Here is a 27000-nt window from a genome sequence, read left to right as displayed (position 1 = left end):
GCGCGACATGTCAAAAAAACAGCCCACGCCAAAATGGCTTGCATTCGTCGGCATCGGCGAGGACGGTTTAGCGGGTCTCGGCGACGAGGCCAAGCGGCAGATCGCTGACGCCGAGACCGTCTTCGGCGGCAAGCGGCATCTGGCGCTGGTAGCTTCGCTCATCAAGGGTGAGCAGCGCCCATGGCCGGTGCCCTTCGATGCCGGCATTGCTGACGTGCTGGCGCTGGCCGGCCGGCGCGTCTGCGTGCTCGCCTCCGGTGATCCATTCTTCCACGGCGTCGGCGCCACCCTTGCCCGCAAGGTCAAGCCTGAAGAGATGCATGTCATCCCCGCGCCATCGGCGATTTCGCTGGCTGCCGCCCGGCTCGGCTGGGCGTTGCAGGACATCGAGACGATCTCGCTGCATGGAAGGCCGCTCGACCTGATCCGGCCGCTGCTGCATCCCAGCGCGCGCATCCTGGCGCTGACATCGGACGGCGATGCACCCACAGCAATCGCGCGCCTGCTCGTAGAGCTCGATTTCGGCGCTTCGCGGCTGACGGTTTTGGAAGCGCTGGGCGGACCGAACGAGAAGCTTCGCTCGGCACGTGCCGACGCTTTCGATCTCAGAGACATCAATCCGCTCAACGTGCTGGCGCTTGAGCTTGAATCGACACAAGAGGCCCGCATCCTGCCGCTGACCGTTGGCCGCGCCGACCATCTGTTCGAGCACGACGGCCAGATCACCAAGCACGACATCCGCGCCATCACGCTTGCGGCGCTGGCGCCGAGGCGTGGCGAATTGCTGTGGGACATCGGCGCCGGTTCCGGCTCCATCGGCATCGAATGGATGCTCGCCCATCCCTCGATGCGCGCCATCGCCATCGAGGCCAACAGCGACCGCGCCGCCCGCATCGTCCGCAACGCCGCGCATTGCGGCGTGCCCGGTCTTGTCGTGGTGGAAGGGTCGGCGCCCAAGGCACTGGCCGGGCTGGACACGCCGGATGCGATCTTCATCGGCGGAGGTGGCAGCGACGCCGGCGTACTGAACGCCGCCATCAAGGCGCTGCCATCCCGTGGCCGTCTCGTTGCCAATGCGGTGACGCTGGAGATGGAGGCGCTGCTTCTCGCGGAGCACATCAAGCGCGGCGGCGACCTCACCCGCATCACCATTTCCCGCGCTTCTCCTGTCGGTTCGATGCAGGCCTGGCGCCCGGCCATGCCGGTCACCCAGTGGAGCTGGGTGAAGCCATGATGGTGGCGGGCATCGGCAGCCGGAAGGGCGTGAGCGTCGAAGACGTGCTCGCGGCGATCGAAACCGCCCTCGAAGCGCACGGGCTGGCGATAACGGCGCTGTCGGCCTTGGCCACCGCCGCGCTCAAGAAAGACGAAGAAGCGATCTCTGCCGCTGGCCGCACGCTCAACCTTCCCGTCATCATCGTTGATGACGCAGCACTTCAGGCCGTCTCGTCGGAGGCACTCAGCAAATCCGATCTCTCGCAAGACCTCGCCGGCACACCCTCCGTCTCAGAAGCCTCCGCCCTTGCCGTTGCCGGCCCCGGTGCAAAGCTGCTTGGTCCGCGCACCGTGCTCGGCTCGGTCACCTGCGCCATCGCCATCAGCGGAGACGCGCCATGACCGTGCATTTCATCGGCGCCGGTCCCGGTGCCGCCGACCTCATCACACTGCGCGGCGCCAAGCTGCTGGCAAGCTGCCCGGTCTGTCTGCATGCCGGCTCGATCGTCGCGCCGGAATTGCTGCAACACTGCGCACCGGGGACCAAACTGATCGATACGGCGCCGATGTCACTCGACGAAATCGAGGTCGAATATGTGACAGCCCACCAGGCCGGCCACGATGTCGCCCGCCTGCATTCCGGCGACCTCTCGGTGTGGAGCGCCGTGGCCGAGCAGATCCGCCGGCTGGAAAAACACGGCATTCCTTACACGCTGACGCCGGGCGTTCCCTCTTTCGCCGCCGCAGCCGCAGCCCTTCGCCGCGAACTGACCATTCCCGAGGTGGCGCAAAGCCTGGTGCTGACCCGCGTCTCCGGCCGCGCCTCGAAAATGCCGCCGGGCGAAACGCTGGCCGGCTTCGGCCGCACCGGCGCCACACTGGCCATTCATCTCGCCATCCACGCCATCGATCGCGTCGTCGCCGAATTGTCGCCGCATTATGGCGGCGATTGCCCGGTGGCGATCGTCTTTCGCGCTTCATGGCCGGACGAGCGCGTGCTGACCGGCACGCTAGCGACCATCGAGGCGCTGCTCGCCGCCGATCCCATGGAGCGCACGGCGATCATCTTCGTCGGCCGCTCGCTGGCAGCCGAAGGTTTTGGCGAGAGTTCATTGTACGACGCCCACTACCAGCGGCGTTTTCGCGGGCGGGACGGATTGTGAGCGGCAAGACCAAAAGCGAAAACCCGACGCTCGAACAGGCGCTTGCACGGCTGAACTTCAAGCCGCGCCGGCTTGAGCCGGGCCATGTCTGGCTGGCCGGCGCCGGTCCCGGCGATCCCGGCTGCCTGACGCTGGAAGTGCTGGCGGCTTTAGCCGAGGCAGATGCGCTGGTCTACGACGCGCTGGTCTCGCCCGACGTCGTCGCTGTCGCGGAAAAGGCCGAACTGTTCTTTGCGGGAAAGCGCGGCGGCAAGCCGTCGATGAAGCAGGACGACATCACCGCTTTGCTGGTGCGGCTGGCACGCGAGGGCCGCCGCGTCGTCCGGCTGAAGGGCGGCGATCCCTATATTTTCGGCCGCGGCGGCGAAGAGGCGCTGGCGCTGGCGCGCGAAAAAATCCCTTTCCGCGTCATGCCCGGCCTGACATCGGGGCTGAGCGCGCTGGCCGCCACCGGCATTCCCGCAACCATGCGCGGCATCAACAAGGCGATCATTCTGGCGACAGGTCATGCCGCCGGCACCGATGACGATCTCGACTGGGGCGCGATCGCCCGCACCGGCCAGCCGGTGGTCATCTATATGGGCATGGCCAATCTGCCTGTTATCGCCGCGTCGCTGCTCGAAGGCGGGCTGGCGCCGTCGACGCCGGCGGCTGTCATCGTTTCGGCGACGACACCGCAGGAGCGGACCGTCGTCGCGACACTCGCCACCATTTCCGAAGCGGCCGCCGCGGCGGAATTGGCCTCGCCGGCCCTCATTGTCGTCGGCGGCATCGTCGCCATGCGCGCAGCACTGGCGGGTAATGCATGACCCGCGCCATCATCATCGGCGCGCCGCGTTCCGGCTCCGGCAAGACCAGCGTCACCATCGGCATTTTGCGCGCGCTCGCCCGGCGCGGCATCAAGGTGCGCGGCGCCAAGTCCGGCCCCGACTATATCGATCCGGGTTTTCATACCGCCGCCACTGGCCTGTCCGGCGTCAACCTGGACAGCTGGGCGATGTCGCCTGACCTGCTCAACGCGTTGGCCGGCAATGCCACCGAGGACGCCGATTTTTTCTTCCTCGAAAGCGCCATGGGCCTGTTCGACGGCATCCCGGCCGGACAAGGCCGCACCGGCTCGGCCGCCGATCTGGCGCGGCTCTACCACCTGCCGGTGCTTTTGGTGCTCGACGTCTCGGGACAGTCGACGACGGCGGCCGCCGTCGCCAAGGGTTTTGCCACCTACGACTCGGATGTGCGCATGGCCGGAATCGTGCTCAACCGTCTCGGCAGCGAGCGCCACCGCAAGCTGTGCAGCGAGGCGATCGAAACGCTCGGCCTGCCGGTCGTCGGTGCCATCCTGCGCGATCCCACGCTCAATTTGCCGGAGCGCCATCTCGGCCTCGTCCAGGCCGGCGAATATGCCGACCTGATGACGCATCTCGACCGCCTCGCCGACATGGTCGAGAAATCCCTCGACCTTGACGCCATCATGGCGCTGGCCGCGCCGTTTTCGCCGGCATCAGGCAGTTTCGAACATGCCTTGCAGCCGCCCGGCCAACGAATCGCGCTCGCCGAAGACGCCGCTTTCACCTTCCTCTATCCGCACGTCGCCGGCCACTGGCGTCAGGCCGGCGCCGAGATCGTGCCGTTCTCGCCGCTCGCCGACGAAGCACCGGCGCAGGATTGCGATGTCTGCTGGCTGCCCGGCGGTTATCCCGAGCTTCACGCCGGCAGCCTCGCGGCCGCAACCAATTTTCGAGCTGGCATGGCCAGGTTTGCCGAGACCAAGCCGATCCATGGTGAGTGCGGTGGCTTCATGGTGCTGGGCGAAGCGCTGGAGGACGCGGCCGGCGAGACGCACGCCATGCTTGGCCTGCTCGGCCATTCCACCAGCTTTGCCAAGCGCAAGATGAACCTCGGCTACCGCGAGGCACGCCTGCGCGTCGCCTGTCCGCTGGGGCCGCAAGGCGCGCTGATCCGCGGCCATGAATTCCACTATGCGCAGATGATTGCGACCGGCAATGACGAGCCATTGGCCGATCTCGCCGACGGCCAGGGCAATCCGCTCGGCGCCTCCGGCTATCGCCGCGGCCATGTCAGCGGCACCTTCTTCCACGCCATTGCGAGGGGTGCATGACCTCCGTGCCCTCGCCCCGGCAAGCGCTCGACGACGTCGCGCTTTGCCTCGTCTTCTTCACCCGGCTGCCGCTGCCGGTCTTCGACCTTCGTGGCCGCAGCCTGGCCGATGCGATCTGGGCGGCGCCTGTCGCCGGCCTCGCCGTCGCTGTGGCTGGTGCTGTCGTCTACGCCGCGGGCGTACAGCTCGGCCTTGCCCCCGGCCCGGCAGCAGCCCTTGCGCTTGCAGCAACCCTGCTCGCCACGGGCTGCCTGCATGAGGACGGGCTTTCCGATGTCGCAGATGGCTTTGGCGGCGGCAAGACACGCGATAAAAAACTGGAGATCATGCGCGACAGCCGCATCGGCGCCTATGGCTCTTCGGCGCTTGGCCTGTCGATGCTCATCCGCTGGAGCGCGCTGTCGCAACTGGCCAATCCGACAGGCGTGCTCTTGGCGCTGATCGCCGCCCACGCCGCATCGCGCGGCCTGCTCGGCGCGTTCATGCATCTGGCGCCGGCGGCGCGCAGTGACGGCCTGTCTGCCGGCGCCGGGACCGTCTCGGCCCAGACAGCTGTTCTCGGCGCCGTGCTCGGGGCCATCCCGCTTCTGACCCTGGGGCTCGGCGGCGCCTTTGCCGCACTGACCTTGCTCGCTCTCGTGTTCAGCGCCTTGCGCGCGCTCTGCCTCAACCAGATCGGCGGCCACACCGGCGACACGATCGGCGCCCTGCAGCAGCTGGGCGAGATCACTGTCCTGCTCGTCGCTTCCGTTTCCCTGTCCTGATTCTTCCCCGGAGATTCCTTCCCCATGCCATTCAAATCATTCGACGAACTGCGCGCCGCCTGTCTCGATCTGCCTGCCGGCAGCGATACCGCCGCCAACGCCGTCGCCCGCCGCCAGGACACGCTGACCAAGCCTCAAGGCAGCCTGGGCCGGCTGGAAACTCTCGCCGCCTGGCTGGCGCGCTGGCAGGGTCGCGACATGCCGAAACTCGACCGCGTCAAAGTCTTCGTGTTCGCCGGCAACCACGGTGTGACGGCGCAAGGCGTGTCGGCCTTCCCGTCGGAAGTGACGGTGCAGATGGTGGCGAATTTCGCCGGCGGCGGCGCCGCCATCAACCAGCTGGCCCGCATCGCCGGCGCGGAACTCGACGTCATCCCGCTCGATCTCGATCATCCGACCGGCGATTTCACTGCCGTGCCGGCGATGGATGAAAAGACATTTCTCGCCGCCGTCTCGGCTGGCTATGACGCGGTGACGAAAGACCTCGACCTCGTCTGTTTCGGCGAGATGGGCATCGGCAACACCACACCGGCGGCCGCCATCTCGACCGCCCTGTTCGGCGGCGGCGCTGAAAAATGGACCGGGCGCGGCACCGGCGTCGACGATGCCGGGCTGAAGCGCAAGGTCACCGCCATTGAATCCGGCCTCAAGCGCCATGCCGACGCGCTGTCCGACCCGCTGAAGATCGCCGCCGCCCTTGGCGGTCGCGAACTCGCCGCCATCTTCGGCGCCACGCTCGCCGCCCGCCACAACAATGTGCCGGTGCTGCTCGACGGTTTCGTCTGCACGGCCGCCGCAGCACCCCTGGCGCGACTGCACCCCTCAGGCCTCGCCCACACCATCGCCGCCCATGTCTCAGCCGAATCCGGCCACCGCCGCCTGCTCGAAGCGCTCGGCCTGCCACCGCTGCTCGACCTCGGCATGCGGCTCGGCGAAGGCTCCGGCGCCTGCCTCGCCGTCAACATCGTCCGCTCGGCGCTGGAATGCCATGTAAGGATGGCGAGCTTTGCCGAGGCTGGCGTTTCGGAGAAGTAGCTAGAGCGATTTGGCGGGAGGGCGCCGGCCCGAACCTTCACTGACCATCGTCGGGCCGGTCACTGGCATTCCGGGCTGGTGGCTCGAACAGCACGGCCGCTGAAAGATTCCCCACCTGGGGGTTGGCCCGCTGCTTCTGTGGTAGGCTCTTTTTACTGGCACTATTCGCCGCCGTTGCCGGCAAAATGTGATTGACGTAACGGTGACCAGGCGCAATCATTACGGATTGTGCAGGGTGAGGGCGTTTTCAATGAAACTCGTTGTCTTTGGCGTAGCAATAGTATTGGCCGTTACCGGAGCAGCTGTTGCGAAAGAGAAGAAAAAGGTGGCCACCGCTCAGGCTACAACCTCGTGTTCTACAGCTCATAAGAAGGCTGGCAGCAAGCCGACCGCGAAACCGGATTGCAAATCGACAGGCACCGTGGTTGCGCGACCGTCAAATAGGGCCGAAAACTTCCTGGATCATTATAGTCCGCGCTTAGGGTATGACACCAGTCCGTGGTTTCAAACTGGCTTTAATTGATGGCGGCTTCGGCTTCCGGGCCTTTCTTAATCCAGCGCGGCCTTCCCTCCTTCGCCAAATAGCGCACCCGGCTTACCGGCCGCCGACTTTAAGGCAAACCTGCCCCATGATTGAGGCATGTCGAGGCGCGTCAACGCGTCCGGCATCCCAAGGTCTTCCACCAACTCTTCTAGAAATTTGGTGGGTGCGCACAGGATTGAACTGTGGACCCGCTGATTAAGAGTCAGCTGCTCTACCAACTGAGCTACGCACCCACTCGACCGGTAAAACCGGCGTTGGCGGGCATATAGCCGCCGATACCGGTCCTGTCCAGCCCTGCCGGAATCATTTCCCGACAAATCGCTGAACTGCCGCTGGCGGTCACACGAACAGCCTGCCTTCCGCCACCTTGATGGCATGGCCGCCAATGCGCGCGGAGGCCAGTTTTCCGCCTTCGACAGTGAGTTCGAGCCGGATACGTGACGGGCGGCCCATCTCCAGTCCCTGCTCGATCCACAGTTGCGAAATGCCGTCGGTCGGGCCATCGAACTGCATGATGGCGCCGGCAAAGGCCGCCGCCGCCGACCCGGTCGCCGGGTCTTCATAGGACGGCGTGCCCGGCACGATCATGCGGACATGGAAGGCGCTGTCATGGTTCACCGTCTGGCGGCAATAGACATACGGGCTGGCGAAAGCCCATTCGCTCTTGCGCGGCGCCAGTTCCGACCAGGCCTGGTTGTCGAGCTTGACCCGGGCCGCAGCCTCCAGATTGGCGACCGGGATGGTGACGTAAGGCACGCCTGCCGACCAGAACGACACCAGGTGATTCTCGAAGCCGATCTCATGCGGCGCCAGGCCAAGGGCTGCGCCGATCGCTTGCGAATCGGCGTCGAGCTTCAGCGGTTCCGGCAGCTTGGCCAGGTCGAACTCCGCAAAGGTGGCGCCATTGTGCCGGCTGACGGCGCAGCGCACCGGGCCGATATTCTCCTCCAGCACGAAAATGCCGGCGTCGCCCTCGCCTGTCAGTTCGGCCAGCGCGATCGCGGCGCCAACTGTCGGATGTCCGGCGAACGGCATCTCATAGTCGGGCGTGAAAATGCGGATGCGGTTGCGATGTTTTGGATTGTCCGGCGGCAGCACGAAGACCGATTCGGACAGGTTGAACTCGCGCGCAATGGCCTGCATGGCGGCTGTATCCAGCCCTTGGCTGTCGAGCACGACAGCCAGCGGATTGCCGGCCAGCCGCTCCGTCGTAAACACATCGTAGAGCAAGTAATTGCGGGTCTGCATCTTGAAAAACCTTCCGCCTCAATCCGAACATGGCCGAAATTTAATTTGATATTCGAACCACCAAGCCTGATCTGTGCACAACTAGGGACATTACGCTTTCATAGGGGTCCGGCGTGGACCAGCTTGTCAATCTGCCAAAGACGGAATCGGATTCCGCCATCGAGGCGGCGCTCGGGCTTGATCAGAGCGGCGTGCGCAAGACGCGCCGCCGGGGCTGGCTTTACGCGCTGCTGGCGCTGATCGCACTTGCCGCCGGGTTGGCAGGCTACCAGTGGTTTGCCGGCTCCCCGGCCAAGATCGACTACACCACCACGCCGGCTACCATTGCCGACCTCACCGTCGCGGTTTCGGCGACCGGCACGCTGCAGCCCCTCACCCAGGTCGACATTTCAAGCGAGCTGTCCGGTATCATCCGCTCGGTCTCGGCCGAAGAGAACCAGCAGGTCAAGAAGGGCGACGTGCTGGCGACGCTCGACACGGTGAAACTCGAGGTCCAGATCGAACGCGCCGAAGCCTCGGCCAAGGCCGCTGCCGCCAATGTCGAGGACGCCACGGTAACCCTGAAGGAGAACGAAAGCGCCCTCACCCGCGCGGCCGAACTGACCAGGCGTGGCATGGCGACCGATCAGTCGCTCGAGGCGGCGACTGCCACGCGCGACCGCTCCAAGGCGGCGCTCGATAGTGCGCAGGCCAATCTCGCCATCGCCCAGGCCGATCTCAAGGCGCAGCAGACCGACCTTGCCAAGAGCACCATCTATGCGCCGATCGACGGCATCGTCTTGACGCGTTCCGTCGACCCCGGCCAGACGGTCGCCTCCTCGCTGCAGGCGCCGGTTCTGTTCATCATCGCCGCCGATTTGAGGAACATGGAATTGGTGGCGGCGGTCGACGAGGCCGATATCGGCGCGGTCAAACCAGGCCAGCATGCACGCTTCACCGTCGATGCCTTTCCGGAGCGGCCGTTCGACGCCGAGATCCGCGACATCTCCTACGCCTCGGTCACCACCGACGGCGTCGTCACCTACAATGCACGGTTGGAAGTCGACAATAACGAGCTTTTGCTGCGGCCCGGCATGACCGCCACGGTTTCGGTCGTCACCAGGCAGGCCAAGAGCGTGCTCACCGTGCCTTCAACAGCGTTTCGCTATCGGCCATCGGCACCTGCTGCCCGCGCGTGGAGCCTCAGCGATCTGTTCACCGGCCGCATGGGCCGTGGCGGCAACCGCCGCCAGCCGGTGAAGGCGCCCACCGACGGCTCACGCACGCTCTATGTGCTGGAGAACGGCCGGCCGCACCCGGTCAACGTCAAGATCGGCTCCACCGACGGCGAACTGACCGAGATCACCTCCGGGCTGGATGAAGGTGCAGAGGTTATCACGACCTCGCAGCTGCGGAGCTGACGCCATGGCCGCGGGCCTCATCGGTTTCGACACGGTCTGGAAGAGCTATGGCCAGGGCGAAGCCAAGGTCCATGCGCTGGCCGGCGTCGACCTCGCCATCCAGCGTGGCGAATTCGTCGCCATCATGGGCCCGTCCGGTTCGGGCAAATCGACCGCGATGAACATCATCGGTTGCCTCGACACGCCGACGGCCGGAACCTACTCCTTCATGGGCATCGACGCCGGGCGGCTCGACCGCAACCGCCGGGCGCTTTTGCGCAATCTCTATATCGGCTTCGTCTTCCAGGGCTACAATCTGTTGCCGCGCACCACGGCGGCGGAAAATGTCGAGCTGCCGCTGATCTATCGCGGCGCGCCGGCCCGCGAGCGCCGCGATCTTGCCATGCAGGCGCTGGCGGAGGTCGGCCTGGTCGGGCGCGAACACCACACGCCGGCCGAACTCTCCGGCGGCCAGCAACAGCGCGTGGCGATCGCGCGCGCCATCGTCACCAGGCCGACGCTGCTCGTCGCCGACGAGCCGACCGGCAATCTCGACACCGCCCGCACGCATGAGATCATGGAGTTGTTGACGCGGCTGAACCGGGAGCTCGGCTTGACCATCGCCATGGTCACCCACGAGGCCGATGTCGCCGATTATGCCGAGCGCACCATCCGCTTCCTCGACGGCCACGTCGCGTCCGACACGGCCAAGTCGGAGTTGGCGTCATGATCTGGGAAACCGTCCGCCTCTCTCTGCGCTCCATCCGCCGCAATGTGCTGCGCTCGTTCCTGACGCTGCTCGGCATCGTCATCGGTGTCGCCGCCGTCATCGCCATGCTGACCATCGGTTCGGGCACCACGGCCAAGGTCAAGTCGGACATCGCCAAGCTCGGCTCGAACCTGCTCGTCGTCCGTTCCGGCCGCCCGGCAGGCACCGGCGGACCAGGCGGGCTCGACCAGGCGGTACGGCCTCTGGCCGACAAGGATGTAGCCGCCCTCGTAGCCCACCTGACCGGAGCGCGCGCCATTGCGCCGGCGTCGCAGAAACAAGTCCGCGTCATTTTCGGCACCGAGAGCCTGACCTCGGGCGTCACCGGCACCGACAGCGCCTATCTCGACGCCCGCGACTGGAAGCTGGTGTCGGGCCGCCCGTTCTCGGATTCGGAAACACGCTCCGGCACCGGCGTCTGCCTGATCGGCGAAACGGTGCGCCAGCAATTCTTCGGCGCCGGCGAACCCGAGGGCGAGATCATCCGCGTCAACCGCACCTCGTGCAAGATCATCGGCCTGCTCGAACCCAAGGGCTATACCGGCTTCGGCCAGGACCAGGACAATGTCGTCTTGATGCCGCTTGCCGCCTATCAGCGCCGCATCGCCGGCAACCGCGACATCGACAACATCTACGTCGCCGCCGACGACCGCACCCCGACCACCGAATTGCAGCCGCGAGTCGAGGACATTTTGCGCGACACCCGCCGCATCACGCCGGACCGCGAAGACGATTTCTCGATCCGCGACATGACCCAGATCGCCGACGCCATGGCCAGCGCCACCACCACCATGACCGGCATGCTGGGCGCCGTCGCGGGCGTCAGCCTGCTGGTCGGCGGCATCGGGATCATGAACATCATGCTGGTCTCGGTCACTGAGCGCACCCGCGAGATCGGCATCAGGCTCGCCATCGGCGCGCATGAAAAGCACATCCTCATCCAGTTCCTGGTCGAGGCGACGGTGCTGTCGCTGCTCGGCGGCATTATCGGCATCCTGATCGGCCTGGCGCTGGCCGGCCTCGCCTCGGCAACGCTGGCCATACCGTTTGCGCCGAGCCCGGCGGTCATCCTGCTCGCCGTCGGTTTTTCGGCGCTGATCGGCATGGTGTTCGGCTTCTTCCCGGCGCTGCGCGGCGCCAGGCTCGACCCGATCGACGCGCTGCGCCACGAATAAGCGCCAGATCAGCTCCACCGCAACCAATCGCTATCCACAAGGATGGGTGCTTGTCGACATCGGCAATACTTGTTGTCGTCCGGTCTGCGATGCTAATTTTAGAGCAAAGCATCTGGTCAAGGAGCGGCAATGAGCAAGAAGGCGCGGCTGATTCTGACGATGGTGATCATCGAAGGCGCCCTTGCGGGACTTTGGTGGTATCTCGCCCGCTACGGCATGGCCAATCCCGATCGTGTCACCGCCGATTTTCAGGCAGTCGTCGGCCAGACGATGGGCATGGTCATGGGTGGATTGCTGGGCATCGGCGTCATCCTGTTCCTCGTCGCCGCCCGCAACGACCGCAAGGCGGCGCAGAACAATCCGCGCCGTTAGCCCCCGCCACCGCCAAAATGCCACTCGACCAGCGGCTTCATATGCGGTGCCAGCCCTTCCGGCAGGTCGGCGGCGTGGCGGATGATCACCGGCCCCTCGATCTCCGGCTCGGTCTCGGTCGCGACGAAGGCGCCGATGCGCCGCGCAATCTCGTCGGCCGGCGCATCGACGTGGTAGCGGCGGAAGAGGACCGTGCCGGTCGAAGTCGACAGCGCATGGTAGCGCTTGCCGCGCGCAGCGCCTGTCAGGTCAAGCCCGGTCTCCTCGCGCACTTCACGGATCATGTTGAAATCGACATCGACGCGGCCATCGCGAAAATCGATCGGCTCGAACGAGCCGGCAGCGAAGTAGACACTGCCGGCCGGGACCGTGTGCGCGCCCATGCGGATCGCCACCAGGGCGTTGTCGCCGGCGACCAGCATGGCGTGGCCATAGGCATGCTCGGCGCCCGTCCCCTGCCGGTTCTTTCGCCACAGCAGGAAGGTCGAGTACTTCACCGCGTGACAACGCCCGACGATCCGGTTGTCGCGCCAGGCGAGCGCCGAGAGCAGCACCACCGTGCCGTCGAACAACGCCGGATTGGCCGTGACCTCGCGCCGCCAGTTGTCAGTGATCGCCTGCGCGTTGTCGCGCTCGAACGGATGCGGGCCGGGGTCGAGCCGGACGTCGATTTCGTCGACGGGCAGGATGACGTTGCGCGGCAGGTCGAAGCTCACCGTGCTCAAGCCATGTCCAGGGTAATTGCGACGGGACAATGGTCCGACGCCTTCGGCCGGTCCCAGCCGGCGCGCGGAAAGCGCTCCACCGCCTGTCCCGCCGGAAAGATGGTGCGCCAGGGCTGGCCGTTGCGGATGATGTCGGGAACCGCCGTCGCATTCTTCGCCGCCAGCCCTTTCGACAGCAGGATGTAGTCGAGCTGGCACAGATGCCGCTCCTTCGGCCCGCGCGTGTGGTAGAAACTCCAGCGGTCCATCTCCGGCCGCCGCTCGACGACATTCTCGCAAAAGCCGCCGGCGGTGAGCACATCGATACAGGACTGGCTCTCGTCGATCACCTGGAAGCGGTAGCCGTCGATAGCGTCGCCCTCGATCTTCACCCGCTGGCGGTAGTCGTTCATGTCGCCGCAGATCGCCCAGTTTTTATCGGCTGCGTGCTCTTTGCCGAAGCGCTCCTCGATGATGCGGCGCACGGCTTGCGCCTCGGCGATGCGCACCGGCATCGTCGCCTCGCGGCCGTCGAGCCCATTGCGCGGCGAGCCCATCGATTTGAAATGGACGAGGTAAAGCGTCAGTGGCACGCCGCCGACCTTGATGTCGACCTCCAGGCAATCGCGCCGGAAGATGCGTTCATTGGCCAGGTTGCCGAGCGCCTCGAGTTCAGGCGTGTGCAATCCGAACTGCTCGAACGTGACATAGGCATGGCTGGTCATGCGCACGAATTCGATCGGCTGACCTTGCGCTGTCTCGTTGCGCATCATCAGGGCAACGTCGATGCCGCGCGAATCATTGCCGGCGGTGGTGTATTTCTGCCGGTAACCCTCGCCCACCATCTTGAAGAGATAGCCATACTCGAACGCCTTCAGCGCCTCGATGTTGTCAACCTCCTGCATGCAGATGATGTCGGCGCGGGTGGCGGCGATGGCGAGCGCGGTCAACTGGCGCGTATCGTCGGACTGTGCGATGGCGCGCGCCTGCTCCAGCATCCGGTATTCGGCTTCGCTCTGGATGTCGAAAAGCGCCAGCGTGCGGTCTTCGTTGAGCTGGTTGCGGAAGCCCGAGAAATCGAACCTGTTCATCAGGTTTTCGACATTGAAAGTGGCGAGGCGCAGCGACATGGGCTGACCTTTGCCTGCAAGCGCCCATGAAAACAAGGGCTGCTCGTCATGGCTGATGGAACCTTTCCGTTCATCCTCCGTTCAGACGCCAAGGTCCATCAATAGGCCACTTCCCTGGGGTATCCGGGCGTGGGGCCTGTATCACTTGGAGAGTGCAATGAGCTCGCTCTTTTCGTCCACAGTCAAATCCGGGCTGTTAGCGCTCGGTCTTTTCTCGGGTCTCACGGCGCCATCCGCCGCGGGCCCGATCCTGCAGCCGGACTTGTCGGTGCCGGCAAGCACCGCATTGTCTGACATCACACCGGTTCGCGACAGCTGGGCGGGCGGCAATGACCGCCGCTCCTTCAACGATTGGCAGTGGCGCCGCCACGACGGCCGTCGCTTTGCCCGGTCAGGCAACTGGAACAACGGCAACTGGAATGGCGGCAACTGGAACGGCGGCGACAACTGGCGCTGGCGCCATCACCGCCACCATCGCGGCCGTGATTTTGACACCGGCGCCGCAGCAGTTCTCGGCCTCGGCCTGGGTCTCGGCCTCGGCAGCATCTACAACAACGGCTACTACAACAACGGCAATTACAATGACGGCTATTACGTGCAGCCGGCGCCCCGCCGCTATTACCGCACGCAGCGTCTGTCCAGCGCCCATGTACAGTGGTGCTACGACCGCTATCGGTCCTACCGGGCCTGGGACAACACGTTCCAGCCCTATGGTGGCCCGCGCCAGCAATGCTGGTCGCCCTACAGCTGAACTATAAACGACAATACACGACGGCGCCGCCCCATCGCGGCGCCGTTTTCATTTGGGAAAGACGGCTGGTCTCGGTCACCGCTAACCATATGTTTATCGGCTCAGCCTATCCGTGATATCGTGCCCCATCTGACGATCGCGCCGATCCGGTCGCGAAGGACGTGCCGTCATGGCCGACAACGAATTGCGAAACAAACACCGGCAGCGCGTGCTGAAAGGCGCGACGATTCTGACCGGCCTCACCAATTCCGAGGTCAAGTGCACGGTGCGCAACATGCACGCCGGCGGCGCCGAGCTGAAAGTGTCTATAGACGCGCGCGTGCCGGACGAGTTCCTGCTCTATGTGCCGGTCGACGGCATCGGCTACAAGGCCATCGTGCGCTGGCGCCGCGACGACCGCATCGGCGTCGAGTTCACCGGCACCGAGCCGAAGCCGCATTGGCACTATGGCTGAGCGTCCTGATCGATAAACCGGCATGAAAGAGCCGGCGGATTGCTCCGCCGGCTCTTTGCTCCCAATCCCGACGACTGCGGGTTAGTTCTTGGCCTTGTCGACCAGCTTGTTCTTGGAAATCCAGGGCATCATGGCGCGCAGCTTGGCGCCGACTTCCTCGATCTGGTGGCTGTCATTGTTGCGGCGGATGCCCTTGAAGCGCGACATGCCGGCGCGGTATTCCTGCATCCACTCCGAGGTGAATTTTCCGGTCTGGATGTCCTTCAGCACGCGCTTCATCTCGGCCTTGGTCTCGGCGGTGATAATGCGCGGGCCAGAGACATATTCGCCCCATTCGGCCGTGTTCGAGATCGAGTAGTTCATGTTGGCGATGCCCCCTTCATAGATCAGGTCGACGATCAGCTTGACCTCGTGCAGGCACTCGAAATAGGCCATTTCGGGCGCATAGCCGGCTTCCACCAGCGTCTCAAAACCGGCGCGGATCAGTTCGACCAGGCCGCCGCAGAGCACGACCTGCTCGCCGAACAGATCGGTCTCGCATTCCTCGCGGAAATTGGTCTCGATGATGCCCGAACGGCCGCCGCCGACGCCGCAGGCGTAGGACAGAGCCAGATCGAGCGCGTTGCCGGAAGCATCTTGGTTGACGGCGACCAGGCACGGCACGCCGCCGCCCTTCTGGTATTCGCCGCGCACCGTGTGGCCGGGGCCTTTCGGCGCGATCATGACGACATCGACGGTCGACTTCGGCTCGATGAGGCCGAAATGCACGTTGAGGCCGTGCGCGAAGGCAATCGCGGCGCCGTCACGAATGTTTGGCGCGATTTCGTTTTTGTAGATGTCGGCCTGCAATTCGTCAGGCGTCGCCATCATCATCAAATCGGCCCATTTGGCAGCGTCCGCCACGCTCATCACTTTCAGGCCATCAGCCTCGACCTTCTTGGCGGTCGCCGATCCCGCCTTGAGGCCGATGGCGATTTCCTTGGCGCCGGAATCCTTGAGGTTGAGCGCGTGCGCCCGCCCTTGGCTGCCATAGCCGATAATGGCGACCTTCTTGCCCTTGATCAGATTGAGATCGGCGTCGCGATCGTAATAGACACGCATCTTTTGCTTCCTTCCCACAGAGATTAGAGGCCTTGCGGCCCGGTTTTTGCTCCATAAAGAGCGAGAAACTGCTGCGTCGCCCGGGCGGCATCGCCGCCGATCGCCGCTTCAGTCAATTCCAGCCTGTCGCCGAGCAGCAGACGGATCTGCACGTCGCGGGCGACCAGCCCGAAAAAGGTCCGGAACGCCATTTCGGCGTCCGTAAAGTCGAGCAGCCCGGCCTGCTTGCCGGCAAGCAGCACCGGCTTCAACCGTCTGGCCAGCGCGAAACGGCCATTCTCCAGCAGGATCGCGCCGAGATCGTCCTTTCCGGATCCGGCATGGCCGACCGCGACGCGGTTCAGCGCGATCGAGGTATCGCTCGAAATCACCTTCAGCCAGTCCGAGGCGAAGCCTTCCAGGCTTGCCGTCAGCGAGGCAAGATCGAGCCGCTCACCGTCGACCGGCACCACGCGCACTTTCGATGCCTGCCACTGCACGGTCGCCGTCAGCAGTCCGTCGCGGTCGCCGAACCATTTGTAGAGCGTTTCCTTCGAGCAGCTGGCGCGGCGCGCCACCGCCGTCATGGTCAGATTGTCGCCCTCCTCGACCAGCAGCCGCAAAGCCGCGTCCAGGACGGCCTTTTGCCGCTCTGTCAGCACTTCGCTGGTATCGATCTCGGCCCTTGCCTGCAACAATTTCCTGCCCATTCGATGAGGTCGCCGGATCGCCTCAAACGGCGTACCGTACGTTACGGTTCGGCATATTGCGCAATCCTGTGCTCGACGCAAGGGGTCAGGTAGAAAAATCGTCGACGTGAGAGCCGCCGGGCAAACCACGAGATTCTGACGGATCAATCATCGGCGGGCGGATGGCGCAACTCTCCAAGCAGGCTCGCCAGTATCTTCAGCTCCTCAGCGGAGAGTTTTGCGCCGACCAATTCCGCAATCGACCGTCCATAGACAGCCCACATCCGTCGCCGCGTCTGACGGCCCTTGGCCGAGATGCAGATGGTCTGGCCGCGGCCGTCATCGGCAGCCCTGAGCTTCTCGACCAGTCCGTCTGCCTCGAGGCGCGCCAGAAGCCGCGAGATGTTATACTGCGCAAACAGTGTGCGCTCGGTCAGCTGGAATGGCCGCAGCCCGCCCTCACCCGCCTCGGCGAGTTCATGCAGCACGTCATACCAGTCGAGCGGCGGCAAGCCGCTAGTCTTCAAAGCCTCTTCCGCCTTTTCGATGAGCTGGCGCGAAACCCGCATCAGACGGGCCCAGGCCTTGACGGCTTCGGGCGAAGGCGTGGTTGTTTTGATCATGACCCATCCTAGGCGGTAGATGCAGTTGCATCAAGCTTGACGGTCAATGCACTTGCATCTATATGCATGCGACTGCATCGACCCGGGAAAGATCCATGAAACACGAAATTTGCAAAGTCGCCGACGTCCCACAGACGGGCAGCCTGATCGCACCGTTCTTCGGCCGCGAGGTCCATGTCTGGCGCAGCGGCGAGCGTGTCCGTGCCGCCGCCAATGTCTGCCTGCATTTCGGCGGGCCGCTCGACTGCAAGGACGGCAAGCTGGTCTGCCAATGGCACGGTGCCGCCTTCGATATGGAAAGCGGCGATCGGCTTGAAGGTCCGGCGCCAAAAGCGTCGCGACTGATGTTCCTGTCGACGCGCGTCGAGGACGGCGCGTTGAACTATGTCTGGGGAGAGTGACATGCCTGAGAAGAATGAAATGACTGGCAAGCTCATTCTCGTCAGCCATCATCTATGCCCCTATGTCCAGCGCGCCGCGATCTCGCTGACTGAGAAGGGCGTGCCGTTCGAACGCGTCACCATCGACCTCGCCAACAAGCCGGACTGGTTCAAGGCGATTTCGCCGCTGGGCAAGGTGCCGCTGCTGATCGTCCACGCAAACGGCGAGAAGACAGTGATCTTCGAATCCGCCGTCATTCTCGAATTCCTCGAGGAGACCCAAGCCAATCCTCTGCATCCGGCCGACGCCTACGCCCGCGCCAGGCATCGCGCCTGGATCGAGTTCGGCTCGGCGACATTGAACGCCATCGGCCGGTTCTACTCGGCATCGACGGAGGCCGCCTTCCTGGCGGAATCCGCAGCGCTGTCAGCCATGTTCGATCGTGTCGAGAACGAATTGGCCGACCAGGCCGGACCGTGGTTCAGCGGCCAGCGCTTCTGCCTCGTCGACGCCGTCTACGGCCCGGTCTTCCGCTATCTCGACGCCTTCGACCGGATCGGCAATTTCGGCCTGCTGGACGGGAAGCTGCGGGTCCAGGCCTGGCGCAAGGCGTTGAGCGAACGCGCCTCGATCAAGGGTGCCGTGGCGCCGGACTATCCGCAGCGGCTGCGTCTATTCCTGCGTGCGAGAAATTCGTTTCTCTCGACCCTGATCCCGCCGGATGATCTGGCCAGTGCACCTCCTCTAGCCCGATCCGCCTGAACGGATCGATCAGCGTGCCGGCCACCATCGAGGCAAGCACGCTTGGCACTGGCGGGATTTTGGCGATGGTTGCCACCAGCCTGTCGCGGAAGAAGGGCAGCATCGTGCCGTCCGACTGATAGAACGGCGTCAACGCCAGCGACAGCAGTTGGAAGATCCGGACGTGCCATCGCCGCGCCCGGGCGTAGCTTTCCAGCGCTGCCTCGACGTTGCCCGTCTGTGCCAAGGCATGGCTGAGCGCTGCCGCATCGAGCAGCGCCATGTTGGCGCCTTGCCCGAGCTGCGGGCTGGTCGAATGCGCGGCGTCGCCGATCACCGCCAGCCGGCGGCCGGCCGGCAGCTTCATCGTGTGATGGCCGTAGCGCGCCAGCGACAGCTGGTCGAAGCTGTCGATCTGGCTGGTGAACGCCTCGCACTGTGGCCACAGCGAGACCAGTCTCGCCTTCCAGGCGTCGAGCCCTGCCGCACGCACGTTTTCGGCATCCGCCGGCTTCAGGCTCCAGAAGAACGCCGCCATCTTTTCCCCGCCCGGTTCCGGTCGGCCGATCGGCAGGACGCCGATCATCACGCTGGCCTTGTCGTAGCGCTGCAGCAGCGCATTTTCGTCGAAGCCTTGGCGCCACCGAGCGAGGCCCAGAACGCGCCGTAAGTGAGCTGCCGCGGCTGGGCCGGATCGTTGAGGCACCGGCGCAGCTTCGAACGCGAGCCGCTGGCGTCGACCACGAGATCGAACGGCCCTGCCCTGCGGCCCCCCACCGTTCGGCTCTTGTCGAAGATCAGGATCGCCCGCTCACCGACGTCCAGCGTCTGATCTCGACACCGGTTTCGATGGCGATGCCTTGGCGCTGCGCGGCGCGAAACAACATGTTGAACAACGCCGCCCGGTGCACCGCCAGCCCGAAACGGCCGCCAGGCTGCGCATCGTAGCGCACGGCGAGCACGGTGCGGCCGCTCGAGGCATCGGCGCCATGCAGACGCTCGATGCGGCTCCCCAGCGCCAGAATGTCGTCGAGCAGGCCGAGATCGGCGAGCACGCTCAGCCCGGTCGGCTGCAGGATCAGTCCGGAACCGACGGGCTTGGGTTCCTCGAAACGTTCGAAGATGGTGACGTTGTGGCCCGCGCGCTTGAGATAGAGCGCGGTGGCGAGCCCCGCCGGGCCGGCGCCCGCAATCGCGATGTCGAGAGATTTTTCCATTGCCCGCCCAACTACTGGCCGGACAATCCTTCAGCGCCATTGTCAAATCAAGCCTTTGCTGCATGGACCAAAATATCAGCCACCGGCGTCGAAGGCAGCGCGCGCCTTGCGCACCGCACCATGGTTGAGTTCGGCCCACAGGATCAATTGATGCAAGGCGCCGAACATCGAACGGCCGAGATCGGTCAGGCTGTATTCGACGCTTGGCGGCTTGGTCGGGAACACTTCGCGATGAACAAAGCCGTCGCGCTGCAGATCGTGGAGCGTCTGGGTGAGCATGCGCTGCGAGATGTCGGGCACCAGGCGCCGCAACTCGCCGAAACGATAGGGCTGCTCGGCGAGCGCCGCCATCAGCAGCGAACTCCATTTGCCGTTCACGCCCTGCATCACGTCGCGAACCGGGCAATCGGCAATGTTTGCGCCATCGCTGGTGGCTTTGAATATATTGAGCTTGGTTCTCAGATTGACGACCTTGCCGTCCATGGCTGCTGGTTCCCTGGCGGTGCCTACCTCCCTAAAAACTGCCTTCTTTACGGTGGCCGGTCAATTCTTATTTTAGTGCTGGTCTCTTTTTGAGACTGTCAGAAGCACCCGCCACCCGGCGCAATTTCAGGATCCCCCATGACCGCAACCCTTCTCGTCACCGGCGCTTCCGGCCAGCTTGGCCGCGGCGTCATCAACCACCTGCTGGACACATTAAAGATCCCCGCAAACCGCATCATCGCCACCACCCGTACACCCGCCAACCTTGCCGATCTGGCGGCGCGCGGCGTCGTCGTCAGAGCCGCTGACTTCAACGACCCGCAATCGCTTGCCGAGGCCTTCGCGGGAGCCGACCGGGCACTCGTCATCTCGACCAACGAACTTGAGGTACAGGGGAAGCGGCGCGAGCAGCAGCTTGCGGCGGTGACGGCGGCCAAACAGGCTGGCGTCGGCCACCTGCTGTACACCTCGATGCCCAACCCCGAGCCTGGTTCGCCGGTTGTTTTCGCGCCCGACCACTACGACACCGAACAGGCGATCAAGGCGAGCGGGATCCCCTACACGATATTCCGCAATGGCTGGTATAACGAGAACCTGTTCATGGCGTTGCCGCAGGTTCTGGCGTCGGGTCAGTGGTACACCTCCGCCGGCGACGGCGCCATTTCCTACGGCACGCGTGACGATTTCGCGGCGGCGATCGCAGCGGGGCTCGCCTCGGACAGCAGCGAAAGCGCGACTTACACGCTCACCGGCCCCAGTGCGTATACGGCTGCCGAAGTGGCGGCGTTGGTCACCGAGGTCACCAGCAAGCCGATCAAGGTCATCCAGCTTTCCGACGAAGCCCTGACCGAGGGAATGAAGTCGGCCGGCCTGCCTGAACCCTTCGCCAAGGTGCTGGTTTCATTCGACGCCGCCGCCCGCGCCGGTGACCTCGGCATGGTGACCGACGCGGTCGAAAAACTCTCCGGCCGAAAGTCGGTGCCGCTGAAGCAGTTTCTGGAGACGAACAAGGCTGCACTGGCCGGCTGAAAGCTGCCATTGCGGGACGCCGAGCCCTTAAGGTTCGGCCTCCCGCACAATTACTTACGTCGCTTGACCAGTCCCAGCCGGATCAGGCTTTCGCCCGTGGCAATCAAAGCATCTTCGCGCGAGCGTGGCGCCCAGCCGAGCACGCGCACCGCCTTGGCGTTGGTGGCGTTCTTGATCTTGCCCAGTTCCGTTGCGAGTTGTGCCGCTTCCGGATTGAACAGCCCGATGATGCGCACTAGCCAATCGGGAAACTCCCGCGTCGAGACGCGCGACGCCGCCGGCCCGAGCCGCGTCTTCAGGGTCTGCGCGATCTCGCGCACCGTCATGAAATCGCCGGCGACAGCGAGGAACCGTTCGCCCTTGGCGGCGGGGTGGGTCATGGCGCGAACATGCAGATCCGCCACGTCGCGCGCGTCGACGACGCCGAAGGACAGGCGCGGCAGCCCAGGCACGGCGCCGTTCAGCATGCGCTGGACAAATTCGGTCGAGGTCGAATGGTCCGCGCCGAGCACCGGTCCAAAGATGCCAACGGGATTGACGACCGCAAGCTCCAGCGCGCCGCCCTGCTCGGCGATGAAATCCCAGGCCGCGCGCTCGGCGAGCGTCTTGGAGTTCACATAGGCGCTGACCTTGCCTGCCGGATCGGTCCAGTTTTCCTCGTTGAAAGGCTGCCCATCCGCGCGCATCTTGCCATAGCCGACGGCCGCGAAGGATGAGGTGAGCACGACGCGCCTGACCCCGGTATCCCGCGCCGCCCGCAGCACGCGCAACGCGCCCTCGCGTGCCGGAAGGATCAGGTCATCCTCATGCGGGGGCACGCCGGGCGGAAAAGGCGATGCGACATGCAGCACGTAATCGCAGCCGGCCACCGCCGCCGGCCAGCCTGCGTCGGCCATCAGATCGGCATGGGCGAATGAAAGGGCGTCACCGGGCTCCGTGCCACCTGCCTTGAGCATGGCGAGCACATCGGCTTCGCGCCTGGCCGATCGCACGGAGGTGCGGACGCGGTAGCCGGCCTTCAACAGTTCGAGGATGCAGTGAGCGCCGAGGAAGCCGGACCCGCCGGTGACCAGCACCAATTCGCCGCTCATATTAGCCTCCTCGACGATTTATCCCTTCGAGACCCCTCAGATCGCCACCTGCGTGCCGATCTCGACCACACGTCCGGTCGGGATCTGGAAATACTCCGTCGCATCGGCCGCCGAGCGGGCGAGCCCGATGAACAGCTTGTCCTGCCACACCGGCATGCCGGAATTGGGCGATGCCTTGAGCGAGCGCCGCGACAGGAAGAACGACGTCGTCATGATGTCGAACTTCCAGCCCTGCTTGCGGCAGATCGCCAGCGCGCGCGGAATGTTGGGCTGCTCCATATAGCCGAAGGTCAGCGTCACCCGCATGAACAACTCGTTGACTGCCTCCATCTTGACCCGCTCGCTGTCGGGCACCAGCGGCTGCGGGGCGGTGACCACCGACAGAATGACGTTCTGCTCGTGCAGCACCTTGTAGTGCTTCAGGCTGTGCATCAGCGCTGTCGGCGCGCTTTGCGGATCGCTGGTCAGGAACACGGCGGTGCCGGACACCAGCTGCGGCTTCTTCTTCAGCAGATTGCCGGCGAGGAAATCGAGCGGGATTTCGTTGCGCCGGGTCTTGTCGAACAGATAGCGGCTGCCGCGCACCCAGGTCCACATCGCCAGAACGATGGTGAAGGCCACCGCAAGCGACGCCCAGCCGCCCTCGAACACCTTCACGATGTTGGAGGCGAAGAAGCCGATGTCGATGAAGCCGAACAGCGCCGTCATGGCGACCGCCACCCACAGCCGCCATTTCCAGATGCGGGTCATGACGACGAACAGCAGCACCGTCGTCACCAACATGTTGCCGGTCACCGAGATGCCATAGGCGGAGGCGAGCTTGCTCGACTCGCCGAAACCGACGACCAGCAACATCACCGCCAACGCCAGCAAAACATTGACGCGCGGCATGTAGATCTGGCCCGACTGCCGTTCCGACGTGTGCAGGATTTCGAGGCGCGGCAGCATATTGAGCTGCACCGCCTGCCGGGTCAGCGAGAAGGCGCCGGAGATCACCGCCTGGCTGGCGATAACCGTCGCGGCAGTGGCCAGCACCACCATCGGGATCAGCGTCCAGCCTTCGTTCATCTCGAAGAATGGGTGGCCGACGTGACCGTTCTTCGCCAGCACGAAAGCGCCCTGCCCGGCATAGTTTAGCAGCAGGCAGGGAAACACGATGGCCAGCCAGGCGAGCACGATGGGCTTGCGGCCGAAATGGCCCAGATCGGCATAAAGCGCTTCGGCACCGGTGACGGCGAGGAAGATGGCGCCGATGGTCACGAAGGCGACATCGGGCGAATTGATCAGGAAGGCGACGATGTAGTGCGGGCTGACCGCCCACAGGATTTCGGGATCGGCGATGATGTGGTTCAAGCCCGAAAGACCGATAGCCAGGAACCAGACCGCCGTGATCGGCCCGAAGATCAGCGCCACACCGCCGGTCCCGAAGCGCTGCACCGAAAACAGGATCGCAAGGATGACCAGCGTCAGCGGCACGACGTAGGGCTGGAAGGTCGGGGTAACGACATTCATGCCTTCAACCGCCGAAAGCACCGAGATTGCCGGCGTGATGACGGCGTCACCGAAGAACAATGACGCGCCGACAATACCGATGGCCAGGATGATCGCCGAGCGGGTCGGGAAACTGCCGCGCGCCAGTGCCATCAGCGACAGCACGCCGCCCTCGCCTCGGTTGTCGGCTCTGAGCACAAACATGATGTATTTGATGGTGACGATAATCGTCAACGACCAGATGATCAGCGACAGCACGCCCAGAATATCGCCGCGCTCGGCGATTTCGCCGCCGGAGGACGCAACAAGCGCTTCCCGGAAGGCGTAGATCGGGCTGGTGCCGATGTCGCCATAGACCACACCGAGCGCGCCCAGCATCAGAACTTTGGTGCTGTGCTGTTCGATTTCGGGATGGCTCGATTGTTCGACGGGTTCTGCCTCAATACCAGCATTGGTAAGGGCCATGGACGACACTCCGATAAGCGCGCGGTGCTCTACGCTTGCTGCGATGCAATATCAAGTGCCGTGACGGTAGGGCTACCATGTTCCCAGCGCAGGGCTTGCCCCGCAATGACCGGTGCGTGGCGTCAAAGGCTGCCGGAAACCTCAGATCGCCACCTGCGTGCCGATCTCGACCACACGTCCGGTCGGGATCTGGAAATACTCCGTCGCATCGGCCGCCGAGCGGGCGAGCCCGATGAACAGCTTGTCCTGCCACACCGGCATGCCGGAATTGGGCGATGCCTTGAGCGAGCGCCGCGACAGGAAGAACGAAGTCGTCATGATGTCGAACTTCCAGCCCTGCTTGCGGCAGATCGCCAGCGCGCGCGGAATGTTGGGCTGCTCCATATAGCCGAAGGTCAGCGTCACCCGCATGAACAACTCGTTGACTGTCTCCATCTTGACCCGTTCGCTGTCGGGCACCAGCGGCTGCGGTGCGGTGACCACCGACAGAATGACGTTCTGCTCGTGCAGCACCTTGTAGTGCTTCAGGCTGTGCATCAGCGCTGTCGGCGCGCTTTGCGGATCGCTGGTCAGGAACACGGCGGTGCCGGACACCAGCTGCGGCTTCTTCTTCAACAGATTGCCGGCGAGGAAATCGAGCGGGATTTCGTTGCGCCGGGTCTTGTCGAAGAGATAGCGGCTGCCGCGTATCCAGGTGGTCATGATCAGCCCCATGAGGCAGGCAACGGATATTGACACCCATCCGCCTTCCACGATCTTGACGACATTCGCCAGGAAGAAACCCATGTCGATGGTGCCGAACAGCAGCGCCAATGCCAGGGCGAGCCCAAGCTGCCATTTCCACAAATTGCGCATGACAACGAACAGCAGAATGGTTGTCATCAGCATCTCGCCGGTCACCGAAATTCCGTAAGCGGAAGCCAGCGAACTCGAGCTGCCGAAGCCGACAACCAGCAGCATCACTCCCAGGGCGATGAGCAGGTTGACGCGCGGCATATAAATCTGGCCGCTCTGCATTTCGGACGTGTGCTGCACCTCGATGCGGGGCAGCAGGTTGAGTTGCACTGCCTGACGTGCCAGCGAAAAAGCACCCGAGATCACCGCCTGACTGGCGATCACGGTGGCGGCCGTTGCCAAGCCGACCATTGGCATCAGCGCCCAATCCGGCAACATCTCGAAGAATGGATTGGTCGGCCTGCCGCCATTCGCCAATACAAAGGCGCCCTGGCCGAAGTAGTTGAGCAGCAGGCAAGGAAACACCACGGAAAACCACGCGAGCACGATCGGCTTGCGCCCGAAATGTCCAAGGTCGACATAAAGCGCCTCGGCCCCCGTTACCGCCAGGAACACTGCACCAACGGTCACGAAAGCGGCGGTCGGCGTGCCGGCTAAGTAGGCGATCGCATAATACGGGTTGATCGCCAACAGCACCGAAGGATCATCCATCAGGTGGTAGAGCCCGGAAACGCCGATGGCCAGGAACCATAGCGCCGTCACCGGCCCGAATACTGCCGCCACCTTCCCCGTGCCGAAGCGCTGCACGGAGAACAGAAATGCCAGGATGACCAAGGTGATCGGAACGACATAGGCCTCCAGCGTCGGTGTCACCACTTCCAGGCCCTCAACTGCCGACAGCACGGAAATGGCCGGAGTTATGATAGCGTCTCCGAAAAAAAGCGACGCCCCGCAAAGTCCGATGCCGAGGATAAGCTTGGCGCCTTTTGGATAGGCGCTGCGCGCCAGCGCCATCAGGGACAGCGTGCCGCCCTCGCCCTTGTTGTCGGCGCGAAGCACGAAAGCGACGTATTTTATGGTGACGATAATCGTCAGCGCCCAGACGATCAGCGACAGCACGCCCAGGACATCTATGCGCGTGTCGGTACCAGGCGAAGCGTGAAGCGCCTCGCGGAAGGCATAGATCGGGCTGGTGCCGATATCGCCATAGACGACGCCAAGCGCGCCCAGCATCAGAACTTTGGTGCTGTGCTGTTCAGTGTGGGAGTGGTTCGGTTGTTCGACGGGTTCAGCCTCGCTACCGATGCTGGAAAGAGCCATCGACTACTCCCCGATCACCGCGCGGTGCGCCTTGCTTGCTGTCATGCGATATCACCTTCGACACGAGCCTTCCACCGCTACCAACCGCAAGCCTTCAGAAACCGCCCCACCGTGCCGGCCATGCCATACTCCAACGCATCGGCTGTCAACCCGTGTCCGATAGACACTTCGGCCAATGCCGGAATGCGCTTTGCCAATGCCGGAAGGTTGTTCACCACCAGATCGTGCCCGGCATTGACCTGGAGCCCGGCGGCGAGTGCGGCATCCGCGGTTTTTCCCAATCTTTCCAGCTCCTTCCGCGCCTTGGCGGAATCGGAATGGTAGCTGCCGTAGGGCCCGGTATAGAGCTCGATGCGGTCGGCGCCGGTATCGCGCGCGGCATTGACGCCGGTGGGATCCGGATCGGAAAACAGCGACACGCGGAAGCCCCCTTTTTTCAGACGCTTGACGATCGGGTTAAGGAACGCCGCCTCGGCGGCAAAGTTCCAGCCATGGTCTGATGTCGCCTGCGCCGGATCGTCGGGCACCAGCGTCACCTGCTCCGGCTGGTGCCTTTCCACAAGCGCCAGAAAATCCTCGGTCGGGTAGCCCTCGATGTTGAATTCCGCCTTGGGAAACTCGTCGTCGATCAACGCCCGGATCTCCGGCAGGTCGGAATGCCTGGTGTGGCGCTCGTCGGGCCGCGGATGAACCGTCAGCCCGTGCGCGCCGGCGGCAAGCGCTAGGCGGCCGAGCCCGGTGACGCTCGGCCACGGCAGGTCGCGGCGGTTGCGCAGCATGGCGATGGCGTTGAGATTGACCGAGAGTTTCGCGGGCATGGCGTGAGGTCCGGC

General features: G+C 64.3%; 28 protein-coding genes, 1 tRNA gene and 1 pseudogene. 17 read left to right on the top strand and 13 right to left on the bottom strand.

Annotated elements, in window-relative coordinates:
* Positions 1–7 precede the first annotated feature (7 nt).
* The 8 genes from NLY33_RS16455 to NLY33_RS16420 all read left to right on the top strand — a co-directional run bounded on the left by NLY33_RS16455 (position 8) and on the right by NLY33_RS16420 (position 6819).
* Positions 8–1234 carry a bifunctional cobalt-precorrin-7 (C(5))-methyltransferase/cobalt-precorrin-6B (C(15))-methyltransferase gene (locus NLY33_RS16455; protein ID WP_023706143.1) on the top strand — a complete coding sequence of 409 codons (1227 nt, stop codon included), beginning with the start codon at positions 8–10 and terminating at the stop codon, positions 1232–1234.
* Positions 1231–1617: a cobalamin biosynthesis protein gene (locus tag NLY33_RS16450; protein ID WP_023706144.1), complete on the top strand. Its 387-nt coding sequence runs from the start codon at positions 1231–1233 to the stop codon at positions 1615–1617. Before NLY33_RS16455 ends, NLY33_RS16450 begins: the two co-directional genes overlap by 4 nt.
* Complete coding sequence (gene cobM / locus NLY33_RS16445) at positions 1614–2378, top strand: precorrin-4 C(11)-methyltransferase (RefSeq protein ID WP_023690316.1); 765 nt, start codon at positions 1614–1616, stop codon at positions 2376–2378. The genes NLY33_RS16450 and cobM overlap by 4 nt, the downstream gene beginning before the upstream one ends.
* Complete coding sequence (cobA, locus tag NLY33_RS16440) at positions 2375–3187, top strand: uroporphyrinogen-III C-methyltransferase (RefSeq protein WP_023706145.1); 813 nt, start codon at positions 2375–2377, stop codon at positions 3185–3187. The genes cobM and cobA overlap by 4 nt, the downstream gene beginning before the upstream one ends.
* Positions 3184–4497, top strand: coding sequence for a cobyrinic acid a,c-diamide synthase CobB (locus tag NLY33_RS16435; protein ID WP_023706146.1), 1314 nt, complete (start codon positions 3184–3186; stop codon positions 4495–4497). The genes cobA and NLY33_RS16435 overlap by 4 nt, the downstream gene beginning before the upstream one ends.
* Positions 4494–5261, top strand: a complete 768-nt coding sequence (locus NLY33_RS16430) for an adenosylcobinamide-GDP ribazoletransferase (protein WP_031196366.1) — start codon at positions 4494–4496, stop codon at positions 5259–5261. Before NLY33_RS16435 ends, NLY33_RS16430 begins: the two co-directional genes overlap by 4 nt.
* 24 nt (positions 5262–5285) lie before the next feature.
* Positions 5286–6296, top strand: a complete 1011-nt coding sequence (cobT, locus tag NLY33_RS16425; protein WP_023706148.1) for a nicotinate-nucleotide--dimethylbenzimidazole phosphoribosyltransferase — start codon at positions 5286–5288, stop codon at positions 6294–6296.
* A gap of 250 nt (positions 6297–6546) precedes the next feature.
* The gene (locus NLY33_RS16420; RefSeq protein ID WP_156932593.1) at positions 6547–6819 is read left to right on the top strand and encodes a hypothetical protein; all 273 of its coding nucleotides are present in this window, start codon (positions 6547–6549) and stop codon (positions 6817–6819) included.
* 178 nt (positions 6820–6997) lie between these two features.
* Here the strand turns inward: NLY33_RS16420 and NLY33_RS16415 are convergent.
* Positions 6998–7073, bottom strand: a tRNA-Lys gene (locus tag NLY33_RS16415).
* Positions 7074–7179: 106 nt separating this feature from the next.
* Entirely contained in the window at positions 7180–8088 is a 909-nt protein-coding gene (locus NLY33_RS16410; RefSeq protein ID WP_023706150.1) for a PhzF family phenazine biosynthesis protein, read from the bottom strand.
* A gap of 113 nt (positions 8089–8201) precedes the next feature.
* Here NLY33_RS16410 and NLY33_RS16405 point away from each other — a divergent pair, with 113 nt between their 5' ends.
* The 4 genes from NLY33_RS16405 (at position 8202) to NLY33_RS16390 (ending at position 11783) form a co-directional block, all read left to right on the top strand.
* Positions 8202–9488 carry an efflux RND transporter periplasmic adaptor subunit gene (locus tag NLY33_RS16405; protein ID WP_023706151.1) on the top strand — a complete coding sequence of 429 codons (1287 nt, stop codon included), beginning with the start codon at positions 8202–8204 and terminating at the stop codon, positions 9486–9488.
* Positions 9489–9492: 4 nt separating this feature from the next.
* Positions 9493–10197 (top strand): ABC transporter ATP-binding protein, encoded by a 705-nt coding sequence (locus NLY33_RS16400; protein WP_023685174.1) that lies wholly within the window; start codon positions 9493–9495, stop codon positions 10195–10197.
* Positions 10194–11411: an ABC transporter permease gene (locus NLY33_RS16395; RefSeq protein WP_023685173.1), complete on the top strand. Its 1218-nt coding sequence runs from the start codon at positions 10194–10196 to the stop codon at positions 11409–11411. Before NLY33_RS16400 ends, NLY33_RS16395 begins: the two co-directional genes overlap by 4 nt.
* A 129-nt stretch (positions 11412–11540) precedes the next feature.
* Positions 11541–11783, top strand: a complete 243-nt coding sequence (locus NLY33_RS16390; RefSeq protein ID WP_023690325.1) for a hypothetical protein — start codon at positions 11541–11543, stop codon at positions 11781–11783.
* Here NLY33_RS16390 and NLY33_RS16385 read toward each other — a convergent pair.
* The gene (locus NLY33_RS16385) at positions 11780–12499 is read right to left on the bottom strand and encodes an NUDIX hydrolase (protein WP_023668380.1); all 720 of its coding nucleotides are present in this window, start codon (positions 12497–12499) and stop codon (positions 11780–11782) included. The genes NLY33_RS16390 and NLY33_RS16385 overlap by 4 nt on opposite strands.
* Positions 12500–12504: 5 nt before the next feature.
* Complete coding sequence (locus NLY33_RS16380) at positions 12505–13617, bottom strand: endonuclease/exonuclease/phosphatase family protein (RefSeq protein WP_023706152.1); 1113 nt, start codon at positions 13615–13617, stop codon at positions 12505–12507.
* 157 nt (positions 13618–13774) lie between these two features.
* On the opposite strand from NLY33_RS16380, the gene NLY33_RS16375 reads away from it, so the two are divergent.
* Entirely contained in the window at positions 13775–14368 is a 594-nt protein-coding gene (locus tag NLY33_RS16375) for a BA14K family protein (RefSeq protein ID WP_023706153.1), read from the top strand.
* Positions 14369–14537: 169 nt separating this feature from the next.
* Positions 14538–14822 (top strand): PilZ domain-containing protein, encoded by a 285-nt coding sequence (locus NLY33_RS16370; protein WP_023685169.1) that lies wholly within the window; start codon positions 14538–14540, stop codon positions 14820–14822.
* A gap of 81 nt (positions 14823–14903) precedes the next feature.
* Here NLY33_RS16370 and ilvC read toward each other — a convergent pair whose 3' ends face one another.
* The 3 genes from ilvC to NLY33_RS16355 all read right to left on the bottom strand — a co-directional run bounded on the left by ilvC (position 14904) and on the right by NLY33_RS16355 (position 17214).
* On the bottom strand, positions 14904–15923 hold the full coding sequence (gene ilvC, locus NLY33_RS16365) for a ketol-acid reductoisomerase (protein ID WP_013531065.1): 1020 nt from the start codon (positions 15921–15923) through the stop codon (positions 14904–14906).
* A gap of 23 nt (positions 15924–15946) precedes the next feature.
* Positions 15947–16612, bottom strand: coding sequence for a TetR/AcrR family transcriptional regulator (locus tag NLY33_RS16360; protein WP_245261035.1), 666 nt, complete (start codon positions 16610–16612; stop codon positions 15947–15949).
* A 143-nt stretch (positions 16613–16755) separates the two neighbouring features.
* Positions 16756–17214, bottom strand: a complete 459-nt coding sequence (locus NLY33_RS16355) for a MarR family winged helix-turn-helix transcriptional regulator (protein WP_023706155.1) — start codon at positions 17212–17214, stop codon at positions 16756–16758.
* 95 nt (positions 17215–17309) lie between these two features.
* Here NLY33_RS16355 and NLY33_RS16350 point away from each other — a divergent pair, with 95 nt between their 5' ends.
* Both NLY33_RS16350 and NLY33_RS16345 read left to right on the top strand, forming a co-directional pair.
* A complete protein-coding gene (locus tag NLY33_RS16350) occupies positions 17310–17615 on the top strand; it encodes a Rieske (2Fe-2S) protein (RefSeq protein WP_023668375.1) in 306 nt (101 codons plus the stop codon).
* 1 nt (position 17616) lies between these two features.
* Positions 17617–18357 (top strand): glutathione S-transferase family protein, encoded by a 741-nt coding sequence (locus tag NLY33_RS16345; RefSeq protein ID WP_032891365.1) that lies wholly within the window; start codon positions 17617–17619, stop codon positions 18355–18357.
* Here the strand turns inward: NLY33_RS16345 and NLY33_RS16340 are convergent.
* Both NLY33_RS16340 and NLY33_RS16335 read right to left on the bottom strand, forming a co-directional pair.
* Positions 18320–19553, bottom strand: a pseudogene (locus NLY33_RS16340) (FAD-dependent oxidoreductase); the annotation flags it as partial. The gene NLY33_RS16345 and the pseudogene NLY33_RS16340 overlap by 38 nt on opposite strands.
* Before the next feature lie 75 nt (positions 19554–19628).
* Positions 19629–20036 (bottom strand): winged helix-turn-helix transcriptional regulator, encoded by a 408-nt coding sequence (locus tag NLY33_RS16335; protein WP_023690335.1) that lies wholly within the window; start codon positions 20034–20036, stop codon positions 19629–19631.
* A 138-nt stretch (positions 20037–20174) separates the two neighbouring features.
* Between NLY33_RS16335 and NLY33_RS16330 the strand changes: the two genes are divergently transcribed.
* Positions 20175–21065: an SDR family oxidoreductase gene (locus NLY33_RS16330; protein ID WP_023706160.1), complete on the top strand. Its 891-nt coding sequence runs from the start codon at positions 20175–20177 to the stop codon at positions 21063–21065.
* A 50-nt stretch (positions 21066–21115) separates the two neighbouring features.
* Here NLY33_RS16330 and NLY33_RS16325 read toward each other — a convergent pair whose 3' ends face one another.
* From NLY33_RS16325 to NLY33_RS16310, 4 genes are all read right to left on the bottom strand, one after another.
* Complete coding sequence (locus tag NLY33_RS16325) at positions 21116–22156, bottom strand: SDR family oxidoreductase (protein ID WP_023706161.1); 1041 nt, start codon at positions 22154–22156, stop codon at positions 21116–21118.
* Between the two features lie 36 nt (positions 22157–22192).
* On the bottom strand, positions 22193–24112 hold the full coding sequence (locus tag NLY33_RS16320) for a potassium transporter Kup (RefSeq protein WP_286438802.1): 1920 nt from the start codon (positions 24110–24112) through the stop codon (positions 22193–22195).
* Positions 24113–24253: 141 nt separating this feature from the next.
* Positions 24254–26167 (bottom strand): potassium transporter Kup, encoded by a 1914-nt coding sequence (locus NLY33_RS16315; protein WP_023823130.1) that lies wholly within the window; start codon positions 26165–26167, stop codon positions 24254–24256.
* 77 nt (positions 26168–26244) lie between these two features.
* Positions 26245–26985 (bottom strand): pyridoxine 5'-phosphate synthase, encoded by a 741-nt coding sequence (locus tag NLY33_RS16310; protein WP_023702989.1) that lies wholly within the window; start codon positions 26983–26985, stop codon positions 26245–26247.
* Positions 26986–27000: the final 15 nt, after the last annotated feature.

Origin of the sequence: Mesorhizobium sp. C432A (assembly GCF_030323145.1) — a bacterium.
GTDB lineage: Bacteria > Pseudomonadota > Alphaproteobacteria > Rhizobiales > Rhizobiaceae > Mesorhizobium.
The sequence above is the reverse complement of the archived record's forward strand: the minus strand, read 5'-3'. Positions and strand labels throughout refer to the sequence as shown.